Here is a 20,699-nt window from a genome sequence, read left to right as displayed (position 1 = left end):
CCCCCCGCTGAGTCTCCCTCGGAAACCGAGGCCCCGCCCGAGGAGAAGGTCGAGGAGGGCTTAGGCGTCGACGGTGGCGTCGCGCGAGCCATCGTCGAGCTGACCGGCCCCGCGGAGAACGCTCCCGTCGCGGCCCAGGCCGCCGCCGAGAGCGTGGACGTGGTGCTGCAGCCGCAGAGCCAGGCGTTCATGGTCGTGAAGGGCACCGCCGAGGAGCTGGCCAGACTGGCCGAGGACCCGCGGGTCGCCTCCATCCGCCGCGACAGGACGTACACGCCGACCCAGGCCGGCTCGAACCTCACGCTGATCGGCGCCGACCAGGCACACGCCAAGGGCTTCACCGGCGCCGGCCAGGCGGTGGCGGTGCTGGACACCGGCATCGACCCCGACCACCCCTGGTACAACGGCCGCGTCGTGGCCGAGGCCTGCTTCTCCGCCGTCGAACCCGGCGTCGAGTCGCTCTGCCCGAACGGCCAGACACAGCAGTCCGGGGCCGGCGCGGCCGACGCGACCACCGGGAAGTGCCTGTCGGGCGGCGTCAACCTGTGCGACCACGGCACCCACGTGGCGGGCATCGCGGCCGGCAGCGGCGGTGTGGCGCCCGGGGCGGGCATCGTGGCGGTGCAGGTGTTCAGCCGGGTCAACGACGAGAACCTCTGCGGCGAGCCGTCGTGCCTGCTGGCCTACGAGTCGTCGCTGCTGCAGGCCATGGACTACGTGGCCGGGCTGAGCCAGCCGGTCGCCGCGGTGAACCTGAGCCTCGGCGGGCTGTTGTTCGAGAACGAGTGCGACACCTCCGAGGAAGGGGCGATCTTCAAGCCGAAGATCGACGCGCTGCTGGCCAAGGGCATAGCGACCGTGGTGGCCGCGGGCAACGAGTTCTTCGAGGGGGCCTCGTACCCGGCCTGCATCTCCAGCGCCGTGGCCGTGGGCGCGAACGACGGCGGCGACGCCATCGCGGACTTCTCCAACCGCGGCGCCGTGCTCGACCTGTTCGCGCCGGGCGTGGACATCGAGTCGTCGGTGCCGGACGACGCGACCACCGTCTACAGCGGCACCTCCATGGCCACCCCGCACGTGGCAGGCGGGCTCGCGCTGATGAAGGCGGCCTTCCCGCAGACGCCGATGGCCGAGCTGATCGACAAGCTGAAGACGACCGGCAGGCCGTACGTGTACGACGCCAACGGCACGCAGGTCACCACGCCACGCCTCGACCTGGCGGCGGCGCTGGCCGGGGCCGCGCCGCAGCCGCCGATCTCGCAGACCCCGGTGGCGCCGCCCGACGACCCCCGCCCCGATCCGGGTGACGGCAGCGGCCCCTCTCCCCAGCCGGACGACCCGGCGGACCCTGGCCCGGAGCCGACGTCGTCCGCCTCACCGGTGCCGCTGCCCACCGTGACGGTCACGGTGACGGTCACCGCGAGCCCTGTCGTGAAACCGGCGAGCACGGTCTGCACGCGGGGCAGGACGGCCAGGAAACTGACGGCCAAGAAGTGGGCCGTGGAGATCCACCGCGGCAGCGGGACGATCGCCGACGACACGCTCACCTGCTACCTGAAGCTGATCGGCAAGTCGAGCAAGGTGTTCCCCGAGCTGACGAAGGCGTCCTCGCTCGGCAAGGCGTACCGGGTGCTGAAGAACACCGGCACGGGCAAGGCCAGGCTGGACGGCGCGCTGCTGACGGCCTGGCTGAACTGGGCGCACGGCACGAACGGCACCACGACGCTGGCCGCCGCCGAGAAGGTGCGGCTCAGCGAGAAGCCGTCCAAGTCGGCGCTGAAGAAGGCGACGAAGAAGGTCGTCAAGTCGACCAGGTGACCCATGGGAAAGGCCGGTCTCGTCCGACCGGCCTTTCCCTTTGGTCGCCCTGAGGCAAAAACGTCTCCAAGGTCGCGGTGCTCGCTTTCATCTCCCACATCACCCTTGTGGCAAGGGGGATGTATGCGGCAGTACGCGGCCAGGAGCGGAACGCTCCCAGCCTCAAGGACGAACCGACCTTCGGAGGAACATGTGAGGCTACGGTCTCTGTCGGCATGCGCGAGCGCGCTGGCCGTGTCGTGCGCCGTGCTGTTCGCGGCGCCGCCGCTGCAAGCCGACACGAAAGACACCGGCGACCCCGTCATCAGCCCCGCGCTCGTCGCGGAGATCAAGGCGAAGACCCGGGTTCGCTCCATCATCCAGCTCAAGCCCGGCCAGAACGCCCAGGTCGTCGCCAAGGAGCTCGAACAGGCCTCGGAGGGGAGCCGGGTCCTGGAGGCGGCCTCGTCGTCGCGATTCTTCGTCGCCGAGGTGGACCAGCGCACGCTGGCCAAGCTCAGGAAGGACGACAGGATCCAGTCCGTCTACAAGGACGAGTTGCGCCATCCCACGCTGGACGCCAGCACCGCCCTGATCCGCTCGGACCGGGCGAACACCGCCGGCTGGACGGGGAGGGGCACGACGGTCGCCGTGCTCGACACGGGCATCGACCGGGACCATCCGTTCTTCCGCGGCCGGCTGGTGGACGAGGCGTGCTTCTCCTCCTCCGACGCCAGTGACGGCACCGTCTCGCTCTGCCCGAACAGCCAGCCGAGCCAGACAGGGCCGGGCTCGGCGGATGCCGAGACCGCCCAGTGCCTGGTCAACGGGGCGAACGCCTGCTCGCACGGCACGCACGTGGCCGGCATCGCGGCGGGCGCGGTGACCGCGGGGGCGCCGTCCAACGGCGTCGCCCCCGCGGCGGGGATCCTCGCCATCCAGGTCTTCAGCCGCGTGGACAACCCCCTGACCTGCGGGTCAGGGGGCGGCAGCGCGCCCTGTTTCCTCAGCTACACCTCGGACCAGAAGCTGGCGCTCGAATACGTGGCCCGGGTCGCGAGGGGCAGCAACGTCGCCGCGGTGAACCTGAGCCTGGCCGGCGGGGGCCTGTTCACCGAGGCGTGCGACGCCGACCCCGCGGCCGCGGGGGTCAAGCCGGAGTTCGACGCGCTCGTGGCGCTGGGCGTGGCGCCCGTGGTGGCGGCGGGCAACAGCGGCTCCCCGACCGGTGTCTCCTCTCCCGCCTGCATCTCCACAGCCGTCGCGGTGGGCGCGACCGGCGACAACGACACCCCCGCGGCCTTCAGTAACCGGGGGGCCATGCTGGACCTGTTCGCGCCGGGGGTGGGCATCAACTCCTCGGTGCCCGACGACACCTACGGCGAGCTGAGCGGCACCTCGATGGCCGCCCCCCATGTGGCCGGCATGTTCGCGCTGATGAAGCAGGCGTACGCGAACAACACCGTCGCGCAGAGCCTGCAGCGGCTGAAGAGCACGGGCACACCCATCCGGTACGACGCCGGAGGCACCTCGACGGTCACCGCCAGGATTGACGCGGAACGGGCCACCCCTGCCGCACGCGTCTGAAGGGGCGTCACGGCCGGAGTCCGGAGGCTCCGGCCGCGCCGGTCATCACAGAAGAGAACAAGAACGGATAACAGAACTCATCTGCCCTTCTGACAACACTTGTCCGATTACTACACTTCCGGTGAGAATTGCCCCCCGAACCACCGGAGGATCAGTTGAGACTGTCGTCTCTGCTGGCCGGCGCGATCGCCTTAGCCACCACTTCGGCCGCGCTCATCGCCACACCCGCCCTCGCCGACCCGAAAAGCAAGATCGACCCCTCGATCACGGCGAGCGGCGAACACCGCGCCATCGTCCGCGTGCAACAGCCCGACCAGGTGAAGTCCGTGCTGTCGAGCGCTGAGAAGATCAAGCGGGGCAAGAAGAACATCTTCGCGGCACCGCCCGCCGCAGTGGCCGGCGCGCTGAACTTCTTCGTCTACCGCGGCACCCGCGCCGAACTCGAGAAGCTCGCCGCGCAGACCGCGGTCGTCTCGATCCGCAAGGACAAGCTCAACAAACCCTCGCTGGTGGAGAGCGTCCCTCTGATCGGCGCCGACCGGGCGCACGCCGACGGCACCACCGGCAACCGCACGGCCGTCGCGATCCTGGACACCGGGATCGACACCGACCACCCGGCCTTCGGCGACCGCATCGTGTCGGAGGCGTGCTTCTCCGCCACCGACCCCGTCGACGGCTCCACGCCGCTGTGCCCCAACGGCACCGAGTCCCAGGCCGGCCCGGGCGCCGCCAGCGCCGAGAGCGCAGCCTGCACGAAGGACGCCCCGCAGCCGCAGTACGGCCTGTGCTACCACGGCACCCACGTCGCCGGCATCGCCGCCGGGCAGCGGACCGCCGGCTTCGCCGCCGACGGCGTCGCGCCCAAGGCGCTCATCGTGCCGGTGCAGGTGTTCAGCCGGTTCGACAACTCGCCGTACTGCTCCGGCCAGCCCGTCTGCATCCTGGCCTACGACTCGTCGATCCTGACCGGCATGGCGTACGCCGAACTGTTGACGTCCCAGTACAAGCTCGCCTCCGTCAACCTCAGCCTGGGCGGCGGCGAGTACACCACCGCCTGCGACACGGGCGACGGTGCCGACTTCAAGGCCGAGGTGGACAAGCTCCTCGCCAAGGGCGTCGCCACGGTGGTCGCCTCGGGCAACGCCGGCCTCGACGCGTCGGTGTCGTGGCCGGCGTGCGTCTCGAACACCGTCGCCGTCGGCGCCACGGACAAGCAGGACGCCGTGGCCGCCTTCTCCAACCGGGGCACGCTGCTCGACGTCTACGCGCCGGGCGTGTCCATCACGGGGGCGATCGCCGGAAACGCGTACGCGACGCTCAGCGGCACCTCGATGGCCGCCCCGCACGTGGCGGGCGCCTTCGCGCTGCTGCGCGAGAAGCGCCGCAACGCCCCGGTGGACGGACTGCTGGCGACGCTGCAGCGCACCGGCAAGCCGATCACGTACGAGAGCGCGGGCACCGAGGTCACAACGCCCCGCATCGACGTGTGGGCCGCGTTGCGCGCCCGCTGACCGTCGGCGGGTGGGCGCTCACCGCTCACCCGCCGACGCTCCCGAAGCTCACGCCCAAGCCCCGGCGATCCCGCTTTCCACCGCGGTGGGCGCATGAGAGCGATTTGATAGCGGCCTCTGATGTGCTGTCCCGACATCGGCTCCCCAGGGAGTACGTGGTGGCAAGTGCACGGGGGAGGCAACCATTACCAGAACCGGACAACCGGCTTCGCGTGATCAGCAGCTCAGGCCCCTGAGCAGCTGATCGAGACTGGCGTGATTGGGATCAGCCGGTCTGAGCAGCCCGCGCGCCTCCTCCCAGGAGGCGCGCGCGGCATCCGGGCGGCCCATCGCGAGCTGGATCTCGCCCTGGGTCGTCAACGACTCGACCTGACCGCTCACGTCGGCCAGCCGCAGGGAGATCGCCAGCGCCTTCTCGCAGTGGTCCAACGCCGTCGGGTAGTCGGCGGTCCCTTGGTAGGCCGCGGCGAGGTTGGTCCATGCGCACGCCTCCTGCAGCTCAAGACCGTGCTCCTGGTAGATCTCCAGCGCCTCGCGGGTGTTGCCAAGGGCGTCGGCGCAGCGCCCGGCCACGATCTGGGTGGCGCCGTAGTTGAGCAGGGCATGGGCCCGGACCACCGCGTAGGGCTCGGGCCGGGCGGCGACCTCGGCCTGCCGATGGTAGGCCAACGCGCGGTCGTAGTCCTCGGCCCGCTGCCAGACCAGCCCGAGCAGGCTCAGTGCCCGGGAGATCTTCGCGGTGTCGCCGAGCCGCTCGGCGTTCCGCAGGGCCTGGCGCAGCGTCGCGTCGGCCTCCTCGTACGCGCCGGTGATGGAGTAGGCGCCCCCGAGCACGAACGCGGCCTGGTATCCGGCCAGCGGATCGCCGAGTTGCTCCGCGCACTCCAGCCCTGACCGGCCCGCCGCCAGCCAGTCGGGGAAATAGCGCGCCCGGTCGAGGAAGTCCCGTATCTCGGAGGCCAGCTGCCAGCCGTGATCCGGCAGGCCGTGGTCGGCGGCGGCGGCGACGGCGGCGACCAGCGTGCTGCGTTCGGTCTCGAACCATTCGGACGCCGCACCGCTGTCGGGAAGGTCGGGCAGCGGGACCGCGGTCTCGCCGACGCTGCCGGTGAGCGAGATCGGGCGTGAGAAGCCGAGCGCGATGCGGGCTTTGCCGGCCGCCCGCAGATACCAGTCGAGGACCCGGCGCAACGCCGCCGCACCCGCTTCCGGCCGGTCGGCGGCCAGCCGCTCCCCGGCGTACTCCCTGAGCAGGTCGTGCAGCCGGTAGCGCCCCGGCCGGTGCCTCTCCAGCAGGTGCACGGCGGCCAGCCGGTCGAGCAGGTCGCGCGCCGTGGCCGGCGCGACGTCCAGCAGCGCGGCCGCGCCCGGCAGCCCGATGTCACTGCCCGGGTAGCAACCGAGGTGGGAGAAGGCACGGGCCAGGTCCTGCGGAAGCAGGTCGTACGACCACGAGAACACCGTACGCAGGTCGGCTCCTGGGTCGCTGTCGGCCAGGGCGTCCAGCGGGCTGCGACGCTGCCGCAGGTCGTCGACCAGGTCGGCGAGCGAACGGTCGGGATACTGGGAGCCCAGCTCGGCGGCGATGCGCAGGGCCAGCGGCAGGCGTCCGCACAGCCGGGCCAGCTCGGCCAGCGCGTCGGGCTCCGCCTCCGCCCTGTGCCATGGGATCGCCGTCGTCAGCAGCGCCAGGGCGTCGTCGTCGGGCAGCTCGCGCAGCGCCAGCCGGTGCGCCCCGTCGCGCGCGGCCAGGCCGCGCAGGTCGCTCCTGCTGGTGACGATGACGAAGCAGTCGGAACCCGGCAGCAGCGACCTGACGTGTCCGGCGTCGTGGGCGTTGTCGAGGAGGAGCAGCATCCGGCGCCCGGCGAGCAGGGTGCGCAGCAGCGCCGCGGCCTCGCCCGCGTCGTTCGGGACGCGGTCGGGCGGCGTGCCGATCGAGCGCAGCAGCCGGCCGAGCGCCGCCTCCGCCGTGATCGGCCGGCCGGGGCCGTAGCCGTGCAGGTCGAGGTAGAGCTGCCCGTCGGAGAAACGGTCCTGCCTGAGCCTGGCCCAGTGCACCGCGAGCGCCGACTTGCCCGCGCCGCCGACGCCGTGGATCGCGACCAGGGCGAGCCCGCTGCCGGACCAGCGGGCGAGCTCCTCGTCGAGCGCGCCGAGCTCGGCCGTCCGGCCGGCGAACCCCGCCGGCGTCGGCGGCAACTGCCGCGGTGTCACCCGTTCCGGCTCGGGGTCTCCGTCCAGCAGCTGCCGGTGCAGGCGACGCAGGGCCGCCGACGGGTCCGCGCCGAGCGTGTCCGCGACGATCTTCCGTACGGACTCGTACGCCTCCAGCGCCTCCGCCTGCCGCCGGTCCGCGATCAGCACGGTCAGCAGCCGCTCCCACAGCGGCTCGCGTACCGGGAAGCGGGAGGTCAGCACGCGCAACTCGGCGATCAGCGTGCTCGGCGCGCGGTCGCCGAGCGCCAGGTCGAGGTCGATCCGCCGCTCGACGGCCGCGAGGTAACGCTCGGTCAGCGCGGGCGCGTGGTCACGCTGGAGCGAGTCGGACGCGACGTCGCCGAGCGGCTCGCCCCGCCACAACTCCAGCGCGGCCCGCAGCAGCTCGCGGGCGCGCTCTGGCTCGTCGACCGCGGCCCGCTCCGCGTCGTGGACGAGCCCGGCGAACCGCGACGCGTCCACCTGGTCGGGGCCGACGTCCAGCACGTATCCGTCGACGACGTTGCGCACCAGCCCGCCCTGCTCGGGCCCGAGCAGCCGTCGGAGCCGGTGAACGTTGTTCTGCACGGCCTCGCGAGGGCTCGACGGCAGGTCAGCGCCCCAGATCCGCTCGGTCAGAATCTCGACGGACACGATGCGCCCCGGCTGCAGGGCGAGGCTCGCCAGTAGAGCACGCTGCCGTTTCGAGGCGATCTGCACCGTACGGTCGGGCAGCCGCACCTCGAACGGTCCGAGAAGACGGATCGAAACCCCGGGCATACCCCGCCGCGCTCCCTTCCTTTGACCGGCACTCATGTCGAAGCTATCGCGGCGCCCGCGCTCCTGGCCGCCAAGGGCCCCGGCCAGGAGCGCGGGCCCCGGCCACATCTTCTCAGCGCGTTTCGGATGGTGCCGCTTTAGGGTGGCTCTCATGGACGCAGGCAAGGCGATCTTCGAAACCGTCGACAGGCTTCGCCAGCGGCGCACCGCCCCGCTGGTGCTGGAGCTCGACCTCACCGAGGGCCTCACGGAAGGCCCACCGTCGGATCCGCTCACCGTGGTCCTGTCGATGCGCAAGCCACGCCTGTCCGACGTCCTGTCGGGGCTCCGGCGGGCCAGGCAGGACCCCAGGGTCAAGGGGCTGGTCGTCAAGATCGGGGGCAACCCGATGGGCCTGGCCATGGTGCAGGAGCTGCGCCAGGCGGTGACCCACTTCCGCGCCTCCGGCAAGCCGGCAGTGGCGTTCGCCGAGACGTTCGGCGAGTTCGGCGGCGGCACCGTGCCCTACTACCTGGCCACCGCCTTCGAGCGGGTCCACCTGCAGCCGAGCGGCGACGTCGGGCTGACCGGGGTGGCGGTGGAGCAGCGCTTCGTCAAGGGCACGCTGTCCAAGCTGGGCGTCGGCTACGAAGTGGCGCAGCGGCACGAGTACAAAACCGCCGCCAACACCTTCACCCAGGACCACATGACCGAGGCGCACCGCGAGTCCATCGGCCGCATCGTGGAGTCGGTCACCGAGAGCCTGGTCGCGGGCATCGCCGAGGGCCGCAGGCTCGACCCCGGCAAGGTGCGCGAGCTGTTCGACCGGGGCCCGTTCACCTCCGCCGAGGCGCTGGAGGAAGGGCTGGTCGACGCGCTGGCCTACCGCGACGAGGTCTACGACGAGGTCAAGCGGTCCGCGGGCGCCGAGGCCCACCTGCTGTACGTCTCTCGCTACGCCAAGGGCGCCGCCGTGCGCAGGCTGCCGCAGCCGATGTCCGACGCGGTCGCGCTGGTCCACGGCCACGGCATGATCAGGTCCGGCCGCAGCGGGCGCAGCCCGCTCGGCGGGGGCGGGGCGATGGGCTCCGACACGATCAGCGCCGCGCTGCGGGCGGCCAGGCGGGACGAGCAGGTCAAGGCCGTCGTGTTCCGGGTCGACAGCCCGGGGGGCTCCTACGTCGCCAGCGACACGGTGTGGCGCGAGGTGACGCTGACGCGCAAGGTCAAGCCGGTGATCGTGTCGATGGGCGACGTGGCGGCCTCCGGCGGCTACTTCGTGTCGATGGCCGCCGACGTGATCGTGGCGCAGCCGGGCACGCTGACGGGCTCGATCGGGGTCTACGGCGGCAAGGCCGTGCTCGCCGAGCTGTTCGAGAAGATCGGGATGAGCACCGAGCTCGTGGGCAGCGGGGCCAACGCCGGGATGTTCTCCTCCTCGCGCGGCTTCTCCCCCGAGCAGTGGGAGCGGATCAACGCCTGGCTCGACCGGATCTACGACGACTTCGTGGGCAAGGTGGCCAAGAGCCGCGACCTGACCCGCGAGCGCGCCCACGAGCTGGCCAGGGGGCGGGTGTGGACCGGCGCCGACGCGCAGGCGAACGGCCTGGTCGACGAGCTGGGCGGGCTGGAGCACGCGCTGGCCCTGGCGCGCGGGCGGGCCGGCCTGGCCGACGACGCGCCGGTGCGGGTCTATCCCCGGCTCAACCCGCTGGAGCGCCTGCGCGGCCCCGACTCGAGCGAGGACAAGTCGGCTGCGCTGGCCAGGCTCCGCATGGACGCCTGGGGCCCGCTGGCCCGGCTCTCCGCCGAGCTGGGCCTGCCCGCCACGGGTCCGCTCATCCTGCCTTCGTGGTACGTCATCCGCTGACGGCGGGGCGCAGCCGTCACATGCCGATCGCGCGGTAGCGACCGCGGAGCCGCACGAGGGGCTGCAGGTCGGGCTCGACGTAGTCGACGGCGAGGACGGTGGCGACATAGAGGGTGTGGTCGCCGGCCGGCACCACCTTGGTGGTCTCGGCCTCCAGCGCGGCCACCCCTCCCTCCACCACCAGCGCCTGCGTGTGCGGCCCGCGATGGTGCGGTGTGCCGGCCACCAGCAGGCGGGCGCTGGGCCGCCCGGGGGTGGCGAACCTGCTGGCGACGGCCGCCTGCCCCGACGACAGCAGCGACGCGGCCCAGCGGTCCTGGCGCAGCAGCACCTCGTTGAGGTAACCGCGGCTGCCCACGCTCACCAGGACGAGCGGCGGATCCAGCGACACGGACATCAGCGCCGAGACGGTGGTGCCCAGATCGTCGCGCCCGTCGCGTACGGTCACCACCGCCACGCCGGCCGCGAGCTGCGCCATCGCCTCCGTGAACTCGCTCACCGCGAGGACCCCCGGCGTCCGGCGGCCCATGCGGCGGGCGTCAGCGCAGGCCGTTGGAGGTCAGCCATTCCTCGGCCACCATGGCGGGCTCGTCCTTGTTGACGGAGATCTTCTGCATCATCTCCAGCAGCGACTCGGTGGTCAGTTTGGCGGAGATGCCGTTGAGCGTCGTGCGGATCGGGTCGGAGGCGGACGCCTTGTGGAGCAGCGGCGTCACGTTCTGGGCCGGGAAGATGTTCTTGGTGTCCTCGAGCGGCGCCAGGTCGTTGGCGGCGATCTTCGGGTCGGTGCTGAAGACGTTGCCGACCTGGATCGTGCCGTCCTTCAGGGCGTCGGCCGTGGTGGGCCCGGTGGGCTTCCACTCCTTGAACTCGACCCCGTAGACGTCCTTGAACCGCTTCTCCCACCGTTTCTTGAACTCGGGCGGGCCACCGACGATCATGCTCGTGGAGACCTTGGCGAGGTCGTCCATGGTGGTGAGCGACTGCTTGGTCTGGGTGTCCTTGGTGACGGACAGGGTGTCCTTGTCCTCGGCGGGCGAGGAGTCGAGCACCTCCAGCTCGGCGGGCAGCTTCTCCTTCAGCGCCGTGTTCACCTCGTCGGTGGTGGCGGCTGTGGCGGCCTGGTCGATGAAGGCGAGGAGGTTGCCGTTGTATTCCGGCACGATGGTCAGGCCACCGCTCTTGACCTGGTCATAGACGGCCTCGCGGCTGCCGATGCGCGGCTTCTCCTCCACCTGCACGCCCTTGGCCTCGAGGGCCTGGGCGTAGATCGAGGCGAGCAGCACGCTCTCGTCGAAGTCGAACGATCCGATGACGGCCTTGCCCCCGCCCGAGGCCGTACCGCTGGGGGCCGCACTCGTGGTGTCGAGCGGGTTGCCCGCGGTGCCGCCGCCACCGCAGGCGGCCAGCGTGAGCACCGCTGACACGAGCACCGCCGCGGTGCCGAACATGCGTCTCATGTTGCTTTCCCTTCTCAAGCGGGAGGTAATTCAGGAGGCTATCGAACATTCACTCGCCGGCTCACCCCCGGCGAGACCGTCACCCTCTGCGCGAGTGTGAACAGGAGCTGCACCACGAGCGCGAACAGCACGATCAATACGGAACCACCGACGACGCCGGCGTAATCCTTCGTCGCGAAACCGTCGATCACGTAACGCCCGAGCCCGCCGAGCCCGGTGTACGCCGCGACCGTCGTGGTGGCCACGACCTGGATCGCCGACAGCCGGCAGCCCAGCAGGATCAGCGGCAGCGCGACCGGCACCAGCACCCGCCCGAGCACCTGCCCGCCGCGCAGGCCCATCCCGTACGCCGCGTCGCGCAGGTCGGGATCGACCCCCTTGATGCCCTCGAAGGTGTTGACCAGGATCGGCGGAACCGACAGCAGCACCAGCGGAATGATCACCGGCCAGATCGAGGCCGTGCCGAGCAGCAGCACGAACATCACCAGCAGCCCCAGCGTCGGCAGCGCCCGCGCCAGGTTCGCCGAGATGACGACCAGCACCTCTCCCCGGCCCGTGTGCCCGATCACCAGCCCCAGCGGCACGGCCACCAGCACGGCCAGCAGCAGCGCCAGCGCCGAGAACTCCAGGTGCTCCAGCAGTCGCATGGGGATTCCGCCGGGTCCCGACCAGTTCTCGCCGTTGCCGAAGAACTCCCCCATCCAGGCGAAGAACGAGATCAGCCAGTTCACGACGTGGCCCCCTTCCGCGCGCGCACCCACGGGGTGAGCAGCCGCTGCGCCAGGACCAGCAGGCCGTCCGCGATCAGCGCCAGCAGCACGATCAGTACGATGCCGACGATCACCGGCGGCATGAACGGGTTCTGGTACGCCCGGGTGAACAGCCCGCCGAGGCCGCCCTGCCCGATCAGCGCGCCCACGCTGACCAGGCTGATGCTGGAGACCGCGACCACCCGCAGGCCGGCCAGCACCACCGGCACCGCGATCGGCAGTTCCACCGCCAGCAGCCGGCGCCGCGGCGTGAAGCCCATCGCGACGGCCGACTGGCGCACGTGGTCGGGCACCGAGTCCAGCCCGCCGACCACGGCGGGCAGGAGGACCGCCACGCCGTAGAAGGCGAGCGGGATGATCACCGTGGTCTGCGTCAGCCCGGTCACCGAGATCAGCAGCATGAAGACCGGCAGCGACGGCAGCGCGTAGACGACGTTCATCAGGCCGGAGGCGGGCTGGTAGAGCCAGCGCCAGCGCACACAGGCCAGGCCCAGCGGCAGCGCCACGACGAGCGCGAGCAGGATCGGCACGAGCGACATGGTGAGGTGGTCGAGGAGCAGGTCCTTGATGCTGCCCGCCCGGCCGGTGTCCCAGTTGCGCCCGATCCACTCCCAGAGGGAAGGAGGACCCTCACCCATCCGCGGCCTCCGCCAGCGCCTCGTCGAGTGCCTCTCTCGTGGCCACGCCGACGACCTTGCCCTCGTCGTCCACGGCCACCGAGCAGCCCGACGGCGACAGCAGCGCCGCGTCGAGCGCCGAGCGCATCGAGTCGCGGCCGTACAGGAACGTCCCGAACGGCTCCAGCTCGCCGGGGCGCGCCCCGGCGATCCATCCGACCGGCCCGCCCTGCTCGTCGACGACCAGCAGCCACGGCTCCTCCGACGAGCCGCCCTCGCCGCCCTGCCGGACCGTCAGGTCGGTACGCAGCCGCAGCCCCTCCGTGGAGACGAACTGCAGCCGCCTGATCCCCCTGTCGTGACCGAGGAACTCGCGGACGAAGTCGTCGGACGGCTCCGACAACAACGTCTTGGGCGCGGCCAGCTGCGCGAGCCTGCCGCCGACGCGCAGCACCGCCACCTTGTCGCCGAGCTTGATGGCCTCGTCGATGTCGTGCGTGACGAACACGATGGTCTTGTTCAGCTCACTCTGGAGCCTGAGCAGCTCCTCCTGCAGGGTCGTACGCACCACGGGGTCGACCGCGCTGAACGGCTCGTCCATGAGGAGCACGGGCGGGTCGGCGGCCAGCGCCCTGGCCACGCCCACGCGCTGCTGTTGCCCGCCCGACAGCTGGAACGGGTAGCGGCCGGCCAGCGCCGCGTCGAGCCCGACCCGTTCGAGCAGCTCCATGGCCCTGCCGCGGGCCCTCTTCCGGTCCCAGCCGAGGAGGTAGGGGACGGTGGCGATGTTGTCGACGATCTTCCGGTGCGGGAACAGCCCGGCCTGCTGGATGACGTACCCGATGCCGCGGCGCAGCGTCGGGGGGGCGATGCTCTGGACCGGCACGCCGTCGAGGAGGATCTTTCCCTCCGAGGCGTCGATCATGCGATTGATCATCCGGAGGGAGGTCGTCTTGCCGCAGCCCGAGGGCCCGACGAGTACGGTGATCTCGCCTGTGGGGGCCTCCAGGGTGAGGTCGTCCACGGCAACCGTTCCGTCCGGGAAACGTTTGGTGACAGCGTCGAATGTGATCACGCGCGAACTTTCGCTCCGTGGGCTTCTGGCAGGGGTCGCAGCCCCCTGCCACGACCGCCGCATGATCTCTTGGATCCACAGACTACGGCGATCCGTGCCGCTCTGTCCTCATCGGGGCGGGCTTAAGCGTTTCACTGACCAGGGATATTTACACCAAATCTGCATCTGGTAGTGCGCCGGACCATCGGGATTGGCATGATTACCACAACAATCTCCTGACGCGCACCCTCACCCTCAGCGTCGGCACTCAGCAAGAGGATCGGCCCGTGTCCCAGCCGCTCACCGATCAGCGCCCGCGCGCCGAACAGATCGCGGAGCTCTACGACCGTCATGCCGCAGGGCTGTTCGCATACTGCGCCGACCAGCTCGGCGACGTCGGCTCAGCGTCCGATGTCCTGGTGGCCGTGCTCACCGGCGTCCCGGTCGCCCAGCCTCCCCGCGCCGCCCTTTACGCGTTCGCCCGCCGTGAGATCCACCGGCGCGACATCGTCTACTCCCCGCCCGCCGTCGACCCGCTCATCGACCCGGCCACCGCGCTCGTCGAGCGCGTCCTGCGCGACCTGCGGCCCCACCAGCGCGAGGTGCTGGTGTTGTGCGCGGTTTGCGGGCTGAGCAAGGCCGAGCTCGCGTGGGTGCTGGACATCGCGCCCGACACCGCCGAGGAACTGACGGTGGCGGCCGCCAACCGGTTCAGGGAGTCGCTCGGCTCGGCCCTCGCCGCGACCGGGATTCGCGTGCCCAAGCCGGTGGCCGAAGTCTACAGCGCGCTGCACGTGGCGCCGCTGAACGACGTGCTCGGCCGGCTGCCGTGGCCGCAGCCGCCCGGCGCGCTGCGCATCCACTTCGCCGGCTCCCGCTCCGCGGCTCCAGGCCCGCTGTTCGTGAAGCCGCGCTGGCCCAGCCCGCCGATGTGGCCGCAGCCGCCGGCCGAGGGCGACCCCGCCACCAGCACGGTGATCTTCCCCGCCGAGCTGCTGACGCCGCCTTCGACGTCGCAGGTGCCGGAGCACGACGCGACCACCACCCCGATGCCGAAATACCGCGAGGCCACGGACGACCACCATCGGCTGCGCGACCCGCTCGGCTCCATCCGGCCGCTCAGGGACCCGCTCGGCGGCCCCTGGGCGTCGGCCTCACCGCCGGGGGAGCGGCCGTTCTTCATGGCCGCTCCCGAGCCCGACGGTCCTGGGCCGTTCGCGACGGGCGACGTGATCCTGCCCAAGGACGCGCCCGACCCCTACATGACGGGGGACGTCCTCGTCCACAAGGGGCCGGCCCGCCCAGCGCCGCCGCCGTCGCGCGGGGAGGACGAAGCCCGCGAGGCGGCGCCGCTGTTCCGGCCGCGCGCCAGGAGCGGCGGAAACGCCACCGCCGGACCGGCCGCCGCGCCCTCCCGGTCCGCCGCGCCGTCCGAGCCGGTCTACCGGCTGCCCGACCAGCAGCAGGCTCCGCTCGACGAGGCTCCCGAGAGTGCGGTTCACCAGAGCGAGCCGCCCACTCTGGGGCACCCCACCCGCAGGAATCCCGCCCACCAGCCCTCCGGAGGGCTTGAGCAGCCCGCTCGGAAGTCGTCAATGCTCGGGCCGCGCTCCGGGGAGCCGTCAGAGGCGTCCGCTCGCGGCACTTCCGCACGGAAGGATGGTGGGATGCTGGCGCCGCGCCCGGTGCGGGCCAGGCCCGCGCCGAAGCGACGTCCGGCGCCCGTCGGGCCGCGGAAGGTGCGGCGCCGCCGGGAGCGCCACTACGACTGGGTCTGGGAGCTGGTCGGGTTCCTGATGTGCGTGGCGATCGCGATGATCGTCTTCTTCTCCGTGCCGATCTTCAACGGCTGACCGCCGCGGACAGGATGAGACCGCTGGTGGGCACCCCCGTCCCGGCCGTGACCAGGACGTTGGTGACGCCGGCCAGCTGGTTGGCGGCGGTGCCCCGGATCTGGCGCACCGCCTCCGCGATGCCGTTCATGCCGTGGATGTAGGCCTCCCCGAGTTGCCCGCCGTGCGGGTTGACCGGCAGGCGCCCGTCCAGCCCGATGCCCCCGTCCTTGACGAACTCCGGCGCCTCGCCGCGACCGCAGAAGCCGAGCTCCTCCAGCTGGGTGAGCACGAACGGGGTGAAGTGGTCGTACAGGATGGCGGTGGTGATGTCGCGGGGAGTCAGGCCGGACTGTTCCCAGAGTTGCCGGGCGACGACCGACATTTCGGGAAGCCCGGTCATGTCGTCCCGGTAGTAGCTCGTCATCATCATCTGGTCCGCGCCCGCCCCCTGGGCCGCCGCCGTGATGTACGCCGGCGAGCGGCGCAGGTCGCGGGCGTGTTCGGCGCCGGTCACGACGAGCGCCACCGCGCCGTCGCTCTCCTGGCAGCAGTCGAGGAGGTGCAGCGGCTCCACGATCCACCTGGACGCCTGGTGCTCCTCCAGCGTGATGGGCCGCTGGTGGAACCAGGCGGCCGGGTTGGTGGCCGCGTGCCTGCGCATGGCCACCGCCACCCGGCCGAAGTCCTCGGAGCTCGCTCCGTGGACGTGCAGATAGCGCTGCGCGAACATGGCCACCCAGGCCGCCGGCGTCATCAGCCCGAACGGCACGTGCCAGCTCATCTCCAGCCCCTGCGAGGTGGGGTCGCCTCCTGTGCGGGCGTTCGGCTGGCCGAAGCGACGTCCCGAACGTTCGTTGAAGGCGCGGTAGCACACCACCGTACGCGCCATGCCCGTCGCCACGGCCATGGCGGCGTGCGCCACCGTCCCGCAGGCCGCACCGCCTCCGTAGTCGACGCGGGAGAAGTACGTCAGCTCGCCGATGCCCGTCTCCCTGGCCACGGCGATCTCCTGGTTCGCGTCCTGGGTGAAGGTCACCAGGCCGTCCACGTCACCGGGTGACAACCCGGCGTCGTCCAGCGCCGACAGCACGGCCTCGGCGGCGAGCCGCAGCTCCGACCGTCCCGACCGCTTGCTGAACTCGGTGGCGCCGATGCCCGCGATGGCGGCGCTCGTTCGCGACAACACCCTCTCCTTCTGGTTCATCCGGCTGGGGGAAGGGTCAGGGTGACGGTGCCGCCGGCGTGGGAGCCCAGGCTCACCTTGCCGCGCACCTCGACCGTGACGCGCCCGCCCTCGCGCGACACGACCGTCCCGGTGAAGGTCAGGCGGTCGCCCGCGTACGCCGGGACGCCGAGCCTGACGTCGATGCCCTTGATGACGGCCTCCGGGCCCGCCCAGTCGGTGACGTACCGCTGGACCAGGCCCATCGTGGTCAGGATGTTGAGGAAGATGTCCTTCGAGCCCTGGGCGCGGGCCCGTTCCGTGTCGTGGTGCACCGGGGTGAGGTCCATGGTGGCCAGGGCGGCCGAGACGACCACGGTCGGCGTGAGCTCGACGGACAACTCGGGCAGCTCGGCTCCGGCCTCGACCTCGTCCGCGGTCAGCGTTCGCATCACGGCTCCTCCGGGATCCACATGGGGAGGACGAGCCGGTCGTCCATCGGCCGGTACGCCACGCGCAGCGCCATCCCGATCTCCACCTCCCCGGGCGGGCAGCCCACGACGTTGCCCACGACCCGTACGCCCTCCGGCAGCTCCACCACGCCCACCACGAACGGCGTCTCCCGGCCGGGCACCGGCGGATGGTGGTGGACGACGTAGCTGTAGAGGGTTCCGTGGCCGCTCGCGACCGTGTAGGTCAGGTGGGACGAGCGGCAGCGAGTGCACAGAGGGCCCGGCGGGTGGCGTAACCGCCCGCAGTCGGCGCAGGTCTGGATGCGCAGCTCGCCGCTCTTCGCGCCCTCCCAGAAGAACGCCGTGTCCTGGTTGACCGCCGGCTGCAACGGGTACGGCGGCCGCTCCTCGCCCGCGCCTTGCCTGGGCCGGAACTTGAGCACGCGGAAGAGCATCTCGGCCACCGGCTCGTCGCCGTCGCCGTACCAGGTGACGTTCCAGGTGGCGAAGTAGCCCACGCCGAGCGCGGTCTGTTTGGGGCCCGCCAGGTCGGTGAACCGGGTGGCGGGCGTCAGCCGCTCACCCACGCGCGCGTAGCGGTGGTAGGTCTGCTCGCAGTTGGTCGCCACCACGCCCGTGTAGCCGGCGCCGTCGAGCGCGGCCATCGGGTCGTCCACCGGCGAGCGGCCCTGGCGGGGAGCCTGCATGGTCCACACCTGCGCCATCGCGGGTGGGGCCAGGCCCTTGTCCAGGTAGGCCGGGTTGGTGTCGCCCATGGCGGCCAGCCAGTGCCTGATCATGGGCGCGTTCACCGGGTCGGGGCCCGGCGCGCCGCGCACCTCCCCCAGCGCCGCCTGCTTGCCCGCCAGCTCCCGCAGCTCCGCCTCGGTCATCGCGGGGGCCTCGGCAGGTTCAGGCCGAGCATCGCGATCAGTTCCCGCTGCACCTCGTTCACCCCGCCGCCGAACGTCAGCACCACCGCGCCCTTGACCCCGAGGTCCACGCGTTCGAGCAGCTCGGCCGTCTCGGGGTCGGACGGGTCGCCGTGCCTCGCCAGGGTGTCGCCGACGATCCTGCCCGCTTCCTGCATGCGCTCCGAGCCGTAGATCTTGGTGGCGGACGCGTCGGGCGCTCCCAGCCAGCCGAGGTCCATGTTGGCGGCGACCTGCCAGTTGAGCAGCTCGTTGGTGCGGAAGGCGGCCCACACCGCGGCCAGCGCGCGCCGTACGTCAGGATGGCCCGCCAGGCCCGTACGGCGCGCCCAGGCGAGGAAACGGTCGTAGGTCTGACCGAGGTTTCCCGCGGGGCCCAGGGTGACGCGTTCGTGGTTGAGCTGGTTGACGATCAGGTCCCAGCCGCGGTCCACCTCGCCTACCACCATGTTCACGGGGACGCGCACGTCGGAGTAGTACGTGGCGTTGGTGTGGTGGCGGCCGTCCATGGTCACGATCGGGGTCCACGAGTAGCCGGGGTCGTCCGTGGAGACGATCATCATGGTGATGCCCTTGTGCTTCTTGGCCTCGAGGTTCGTACGGGCCGCGAGCCAGATGTACTGCGCGTAGTGCGCGCCGCTGGTGAAGATCTTCTGCCCGTTGACGACGTAGTGGTCGCCGTCGAGCACCGCCGTGGTCCGCAGGGAGGCCAGGTCGGTGCCCGCTTCCGGCTCGCTGTAGCCGATGGCGAAGTGGCACTCGCCGGCGAGGATGCGCGGCAGGAAGAAGTCCTTCTGCTCCGGAGTCCCGTACTGCATGAGCGTGGGCCCGACGGTCTGCACCGTGATGATCGGGTACGGCACGCCGGCGCGGGCGATCTCGTTGGCGAAGATCTGCTGCTCCAGGGGGCCGTAGCCGCCACCGCCGTATTCCTTGGGCCACCCGAGGCCGAGCCTGCCGTCGCGGCCGAGGCGGCGGCAGTGCTCCATGTACGTCTCGCCGAACGGGTCCTCGGCGATCTTCCTGCGGTCCTCGGCGGTCAGGCAACCATGGAAGTACTCGCGCAGCTCGTCCCGGAGCGCGCGCTGGTCAGGAGTGAGGTCGATCAGCATCAGACGAGCGCTCCCATCAGGTCGAGCTGGGCTCCGGCACCGCCGAGCAGGTGGGACAGGTGCTTGGCCTGCGCGAAGTGGCGGTGCAGCGGGTAGGTCACGTCCAGCCCAAGCCCGCCGTGCAGGTGCTGGCAGGTGTGGAGCGCCTTGACGGCCTCTCCGGCGTGGTACGCGGCCAGCGCCAGGTCCTGGTCGGCCGGCAGCCCTTCCCCCAGCCGCCACGCCGCCGACCACATGGCCACGTCGAGCGCCCGTCCCGCGATGTAGACGTCGGCGATCTGCATGGTCACCGCCTGGAACTCGGCCAGCGCCCGGCCGAACTGCCGACGTGTCCTGATGTACGACGTGGTCAGCTCCAGCGCTCCCGCGAGGACGCCGGAGGCCTGGGCGGCGACGGCGGCCATGAACAGCCTCCTGGTTCCGTCCACCGCCTCGGGCCCGCCGACCCGCTCGGCCGGGGCGTCGTCGAACACGAGAGTGGCCGCGGGCTCGCCGGTGGAGGCGAACTCGGGAGCCGCCCGCACCCCGCGCACCGGCCCACCGGGGCCGCCCGACCCATCCGGTATCCCTTCGACCAGGAACAACCCCGCGTCGGCTGCGACGAGCGCCGAGCCGCCGAGATGGGGCACCGACACCTTCCGCCCCGTCAGCGCCCATCCGCCGTCGGACGCACCGGCGGGAACCGGCGTTCCGCCCGCGTCGCCGGGCGCATCGGACGGAACCGCCCCGCGACTCGCGGAGCCGTCCGGGCCGCCGATACGGCGGGCGGCCGTCGTGGGCGGTTCGGCCAGGGCCCGGCCGGGCTCGCGGAGGGCGACGGTGGCACGGGTGACGCGACGCTGCTGGTCAGGGGTGCCGTGGCGGGCCAGGGCCAGCGTGCTCACCAACGTGGCCAGCGCGGGGACCGGCGCCGCCCGCGCCCCCACCTCGCGCAGCACCACGGCCATCTCCACCGGCCCGAGCCCGGCCCCGCCCGCCTCCTCGGGGACGCACACGCTCATCAGACCGGCCTGCCGGAGCCGGTCCTCGTTCCCTTCCCCGGCCAGGACCTCGGCCGCCAGCTTGTTCAGGTCCTGCTGGGTCTCGTCCAGATCGAAATCCATCAGCGCTCCAAGAGGTGGTGCCTGCCGTGCCGTACGAACTCCTCCTCTGTCCCCTTGACGTCAGCGTCCGTCCGCAGCCGGAACCCGCCGGGGGTGCGGAGCCAGACTTCGGCGACCGTACGGGCGGCCGGCCCGTAGGGGTCGCCGGCGAGCAGGAGGCTCACGTCGGTGGCGCGGGCGTCACGGACCGGTTCGCCGACCGCCCGGGTCGGGTTCGGCGCGACCACCACGGGCCCGCCCAGCGCCGCCGCGCCCACGAGAAAGACCAGCTCGGGAACGTTGTCGCAGAGCACCCCGACGTGCGCTCCAGCGCCCTGCGCCGGCAACCACGCGCCGGTCGCCCGGCAGGCGGCGACGTGCTCGCGCCACGACCACGTCGTGTCCTCGAACATGAGCCCCGGCCGGTCGTCCTCGGCCCGGTCGAGAAGCAGGGACGCGAGCGTGTCCGCGGTCATCGCTCCTCCAGCAGGCGCTAGGTA

At 71.8% G+C, this 20,699-nt stretch carries 17 protein-coding genes; 5 read left to right on the top strand and 12 right to left on the bottom strand.

Features of this window, described 5'->3' with window-relative positions:
• From E1267_RS20215 to E1267_RS20205, 3 genes are all read left to right on the top strand, one after another.
• Positions 1–1,818, top strand: a 1,818-nt coding sequence (locus tag E1267_RS20215) for a S8 family peptidase (protein ID WP_165959699.1), incomplete at its 5' end; no start/stop codon positions are given.
• 192 nt (positions 1,819–2,010) lie between these two features.
• Positions 2,011–3,384 carry a S8 family peptidase gene (locus E1267_RS20210; protein ID WP_165959698.1) on the top strand — a complete coding sequence of 458 codons (1,374 nt, stop codon included), beginning with the start codon at positions 2,011–2,013 and terminating at the stop codon, positions 3,382–3,384.
• Between the two features lie 155 nt (positions 3,385–3,539).
• Positions 3,540–4,895 (top strand): S8 family peptidase, encoded by a 1,356-nt coding sequence (locus E1267_RS20205; RefSeq protein WP_165959697.1) that lies wholly within the window; start codon positions 3,540–3,542, stop codon positions 4,893–4,895.
• A 216-nt stretch (positions 4,896–5,111) separates the two neighbouring features.
• On the opposite strand, the gene E1267_RS20200 is transcribed toward E1267_RS20205, so the two are convergent.
• Entirely contained in the window at positions 5,112–7,874 is a 2,763-nt protein-coding gene (locus E1267_RS20200; RefSeq protein ID WP_165959696.1) for an AfsR/SARP family transcriptional regulator, read from the bottom strand.
• 151 nt (positions 7,875–8,025) lie between these two features.
• On the opposite strand from E1267_RS20200, the gene sppA reads away from it, so the two are divergent.
• Positions 8,026–9,723, top strand: coding sequence for a signal peptide peptidase SppA (gene sppA, locus E1267_RS20195; RefSeq protein WP_132334142.1), 1,698 nt, complete (start codon positions 8,026–8,028; stop codon positions 9,721–9,723).
• A gap of 16 nt (positions 9,724–9,739) precedes the next feature.
• On the opposite strand, the gene E1267_RS20190 is transcribed toward sppA, so the two are convergent.
• From E1267_RS20190 to E1267_RS20170, 5 genes are read right to left on the bottom strand one after another with little or no spacing between them, the layout of a single operon-like run.
• Positions 9,740–10,222, bottom strand: a complete 483-nt coding sequence (locus E1267_RS20190) for a flavin reductase family protein (RefSeq protein WP_246064056.1) — start codon at positions 10,220–10,222, stop codon at positions 9,740–9,742.
• 40 nt (positions 10,223–10,262) lie between these two features.
• Positions 10,263–11,183, bottom strand: coding sequence for an ABC transporter substrate-binding protein (locus E1267_RS20185; RefSeq protein WP_132334140.1), 921 nt, complete (start codon positions 11,181–11,183; stop codon positions 10,263–10,265).
• Positions 11,184–11,221: 38 nt separating this feature from the next.
• Positions 11,222–11,914, bottom strand: a complete 693-nt coding sequence (locus tag E1267_RS20180) for an ABC transporter permease (RefSeq protein ID WP_132334139.1) — start codon at positions 11,912–11,914, stop codon at positions 11,222–11,224.
• A complete protein-coding gene (locus E1267_RS20175; protein ID WP_132334138.1) occupies positions 11,911–12,591 on the bottom strand; it encodes an ABC transporter permease in 681 nt (226 codons plus the stop codon). The genes E1267_RS20180 and E1267_RS20175 overlap by 4 nt, the downstream gene beginning before the upstream one ends.
• The gene (locus E1267_RS20170; RefSeq protein ID WP_132334137.1) at positions 12,584–13,645 is read right to left on the bottom strand and encodes an ABC transporter ATP-binding protein; all 1,062 of its coding nucleotides are present in this window, start codon (positions 13,643–13,645) and stop codon (positions 12,584–12,586) included. The genes E1267_RS20175 and E1267_RS20170 overlap by 8 nt, the downstream gene beginning before the upstream one ends.
• A 266-nt stretch (positions 13,646–13,911) precedes the next feature.
• On the opposite strand from E1267_RS20170, the gene E1267_RS20165 reads away from it, so the two are divergent.
• Positions 13,912–15,477, top strand: coding sequence for a sigma-70 family RNA polymerase sigma factor (locus tag E1267_RS20165; protein ID WP_132334136.1), 1,566 nt, complete (start codon positions 13,912–13,914; stop codon positions 15,475–15,477).
• On the opposite strand, the gene E1267_RS20160 is transcribed toward E1267_RS20165, so the two are convergent.
• From E1267_RS20160 to E1267_RS20135, 6 genes are read right to left on the bottom strand one after another with little or no spacing between them, the layout of a single operon-like run.
• On the bottom strand, positions 15,467–16,642 hold the full coding sequence (locus E1267_RS20160) for a lipid-transfer protein (RefSeq protein ID WP_246064054.1): 1,176 nt from the start codon (positions 16,640–16,642) through the stop codon (positions 15,467–15,469). The genes E1267_RS20165 and E1267_RS20160 overlap by 11 nt on opposite strands.
• A 17-nt stretch (positions 16,643–16,659) precedes the next feature.
• Positions 16,660–17,073 (bottom strand): MaoC family dehydratase, encoded by a 414-nt coding sequence (locus tag E1267_RS20155; protein ID WP_132334134.1) that lies wholly within the window; start codon positions 17,071–17,073, stop codon positions 16,660–16,662.
• A complete protein-coding gene (locus E1267_RS20150) occupies positions 17,073–17,966 on the bottom strand; it encodes a bifunctional MaoC family dehydratase N-terminal/OB-fold nucleic acid binding domain-containing protein (protein ID WP_132334133.1) in 894 nt (297 codons plus the stop codon). The genes E1267_RS20155 and E1267_RS20150 overlap by 1 nt, the downstream gene beginning before the upstream one ends.
• Complete coding sequence (locus E1267_RS20145) at positions 17,963–19,117, bottom strand: acyl-CoA dehydrogenase family protein (RefSeq protein ID WP_132334132.1); 1,155 nt, start codon at positions 19,115–19,117, stop codon at positions 17,963–17,965. The genes E1267_RS20150 and E1267_RS20145 overlap by 4 nt, the downstream gene beginning before the upstream one ends.
• Positions 19,117–20,220: an acyl-CoA dehydrogenase family protein gene (locus tag E1267_RS20140; protein WP_132334131.1), complete on the bottom strand. Its 1,104-nt coding sequence runs from the start codon at positions 20,218–20,220 to the stop codon at positions 19,117–19,119. Before E1267_RS20140 ends, E1267_RS20145 begins: the two co-directional genes overlap by 1 nt.
• Entirely contained in the window at positions 20,220–20,675 is a 456-nt protein-coding gene (locus E1267_RS20135; protein ID WP_132334130.1) for an acyl-CoA synthetase family protein, read from the bottom strand. The genes E1267_RS20140 and E1267_RS20135 overlap by 1 nt, the downstream gene beginning before the upstream one ends.
• Positions 20,676–20,699 lie beyond the last annotated feature (24 nt).

Origin of the sequence: Nonomuraea longispora, assembly GCF_004348345.1 — a bacterium.
Lineage (GTDB): Bacteria > Actinomycetota > Actinomycetes > Streptosporangiales > Streptosporangiaceae > Nonomuraea > Nonomuraea longispora.
The sequence above is the reverse complement of the archived record's forward strand: the minus strand, read 5'-3'. Positions and strand labels throughout refer to the sequence as shown.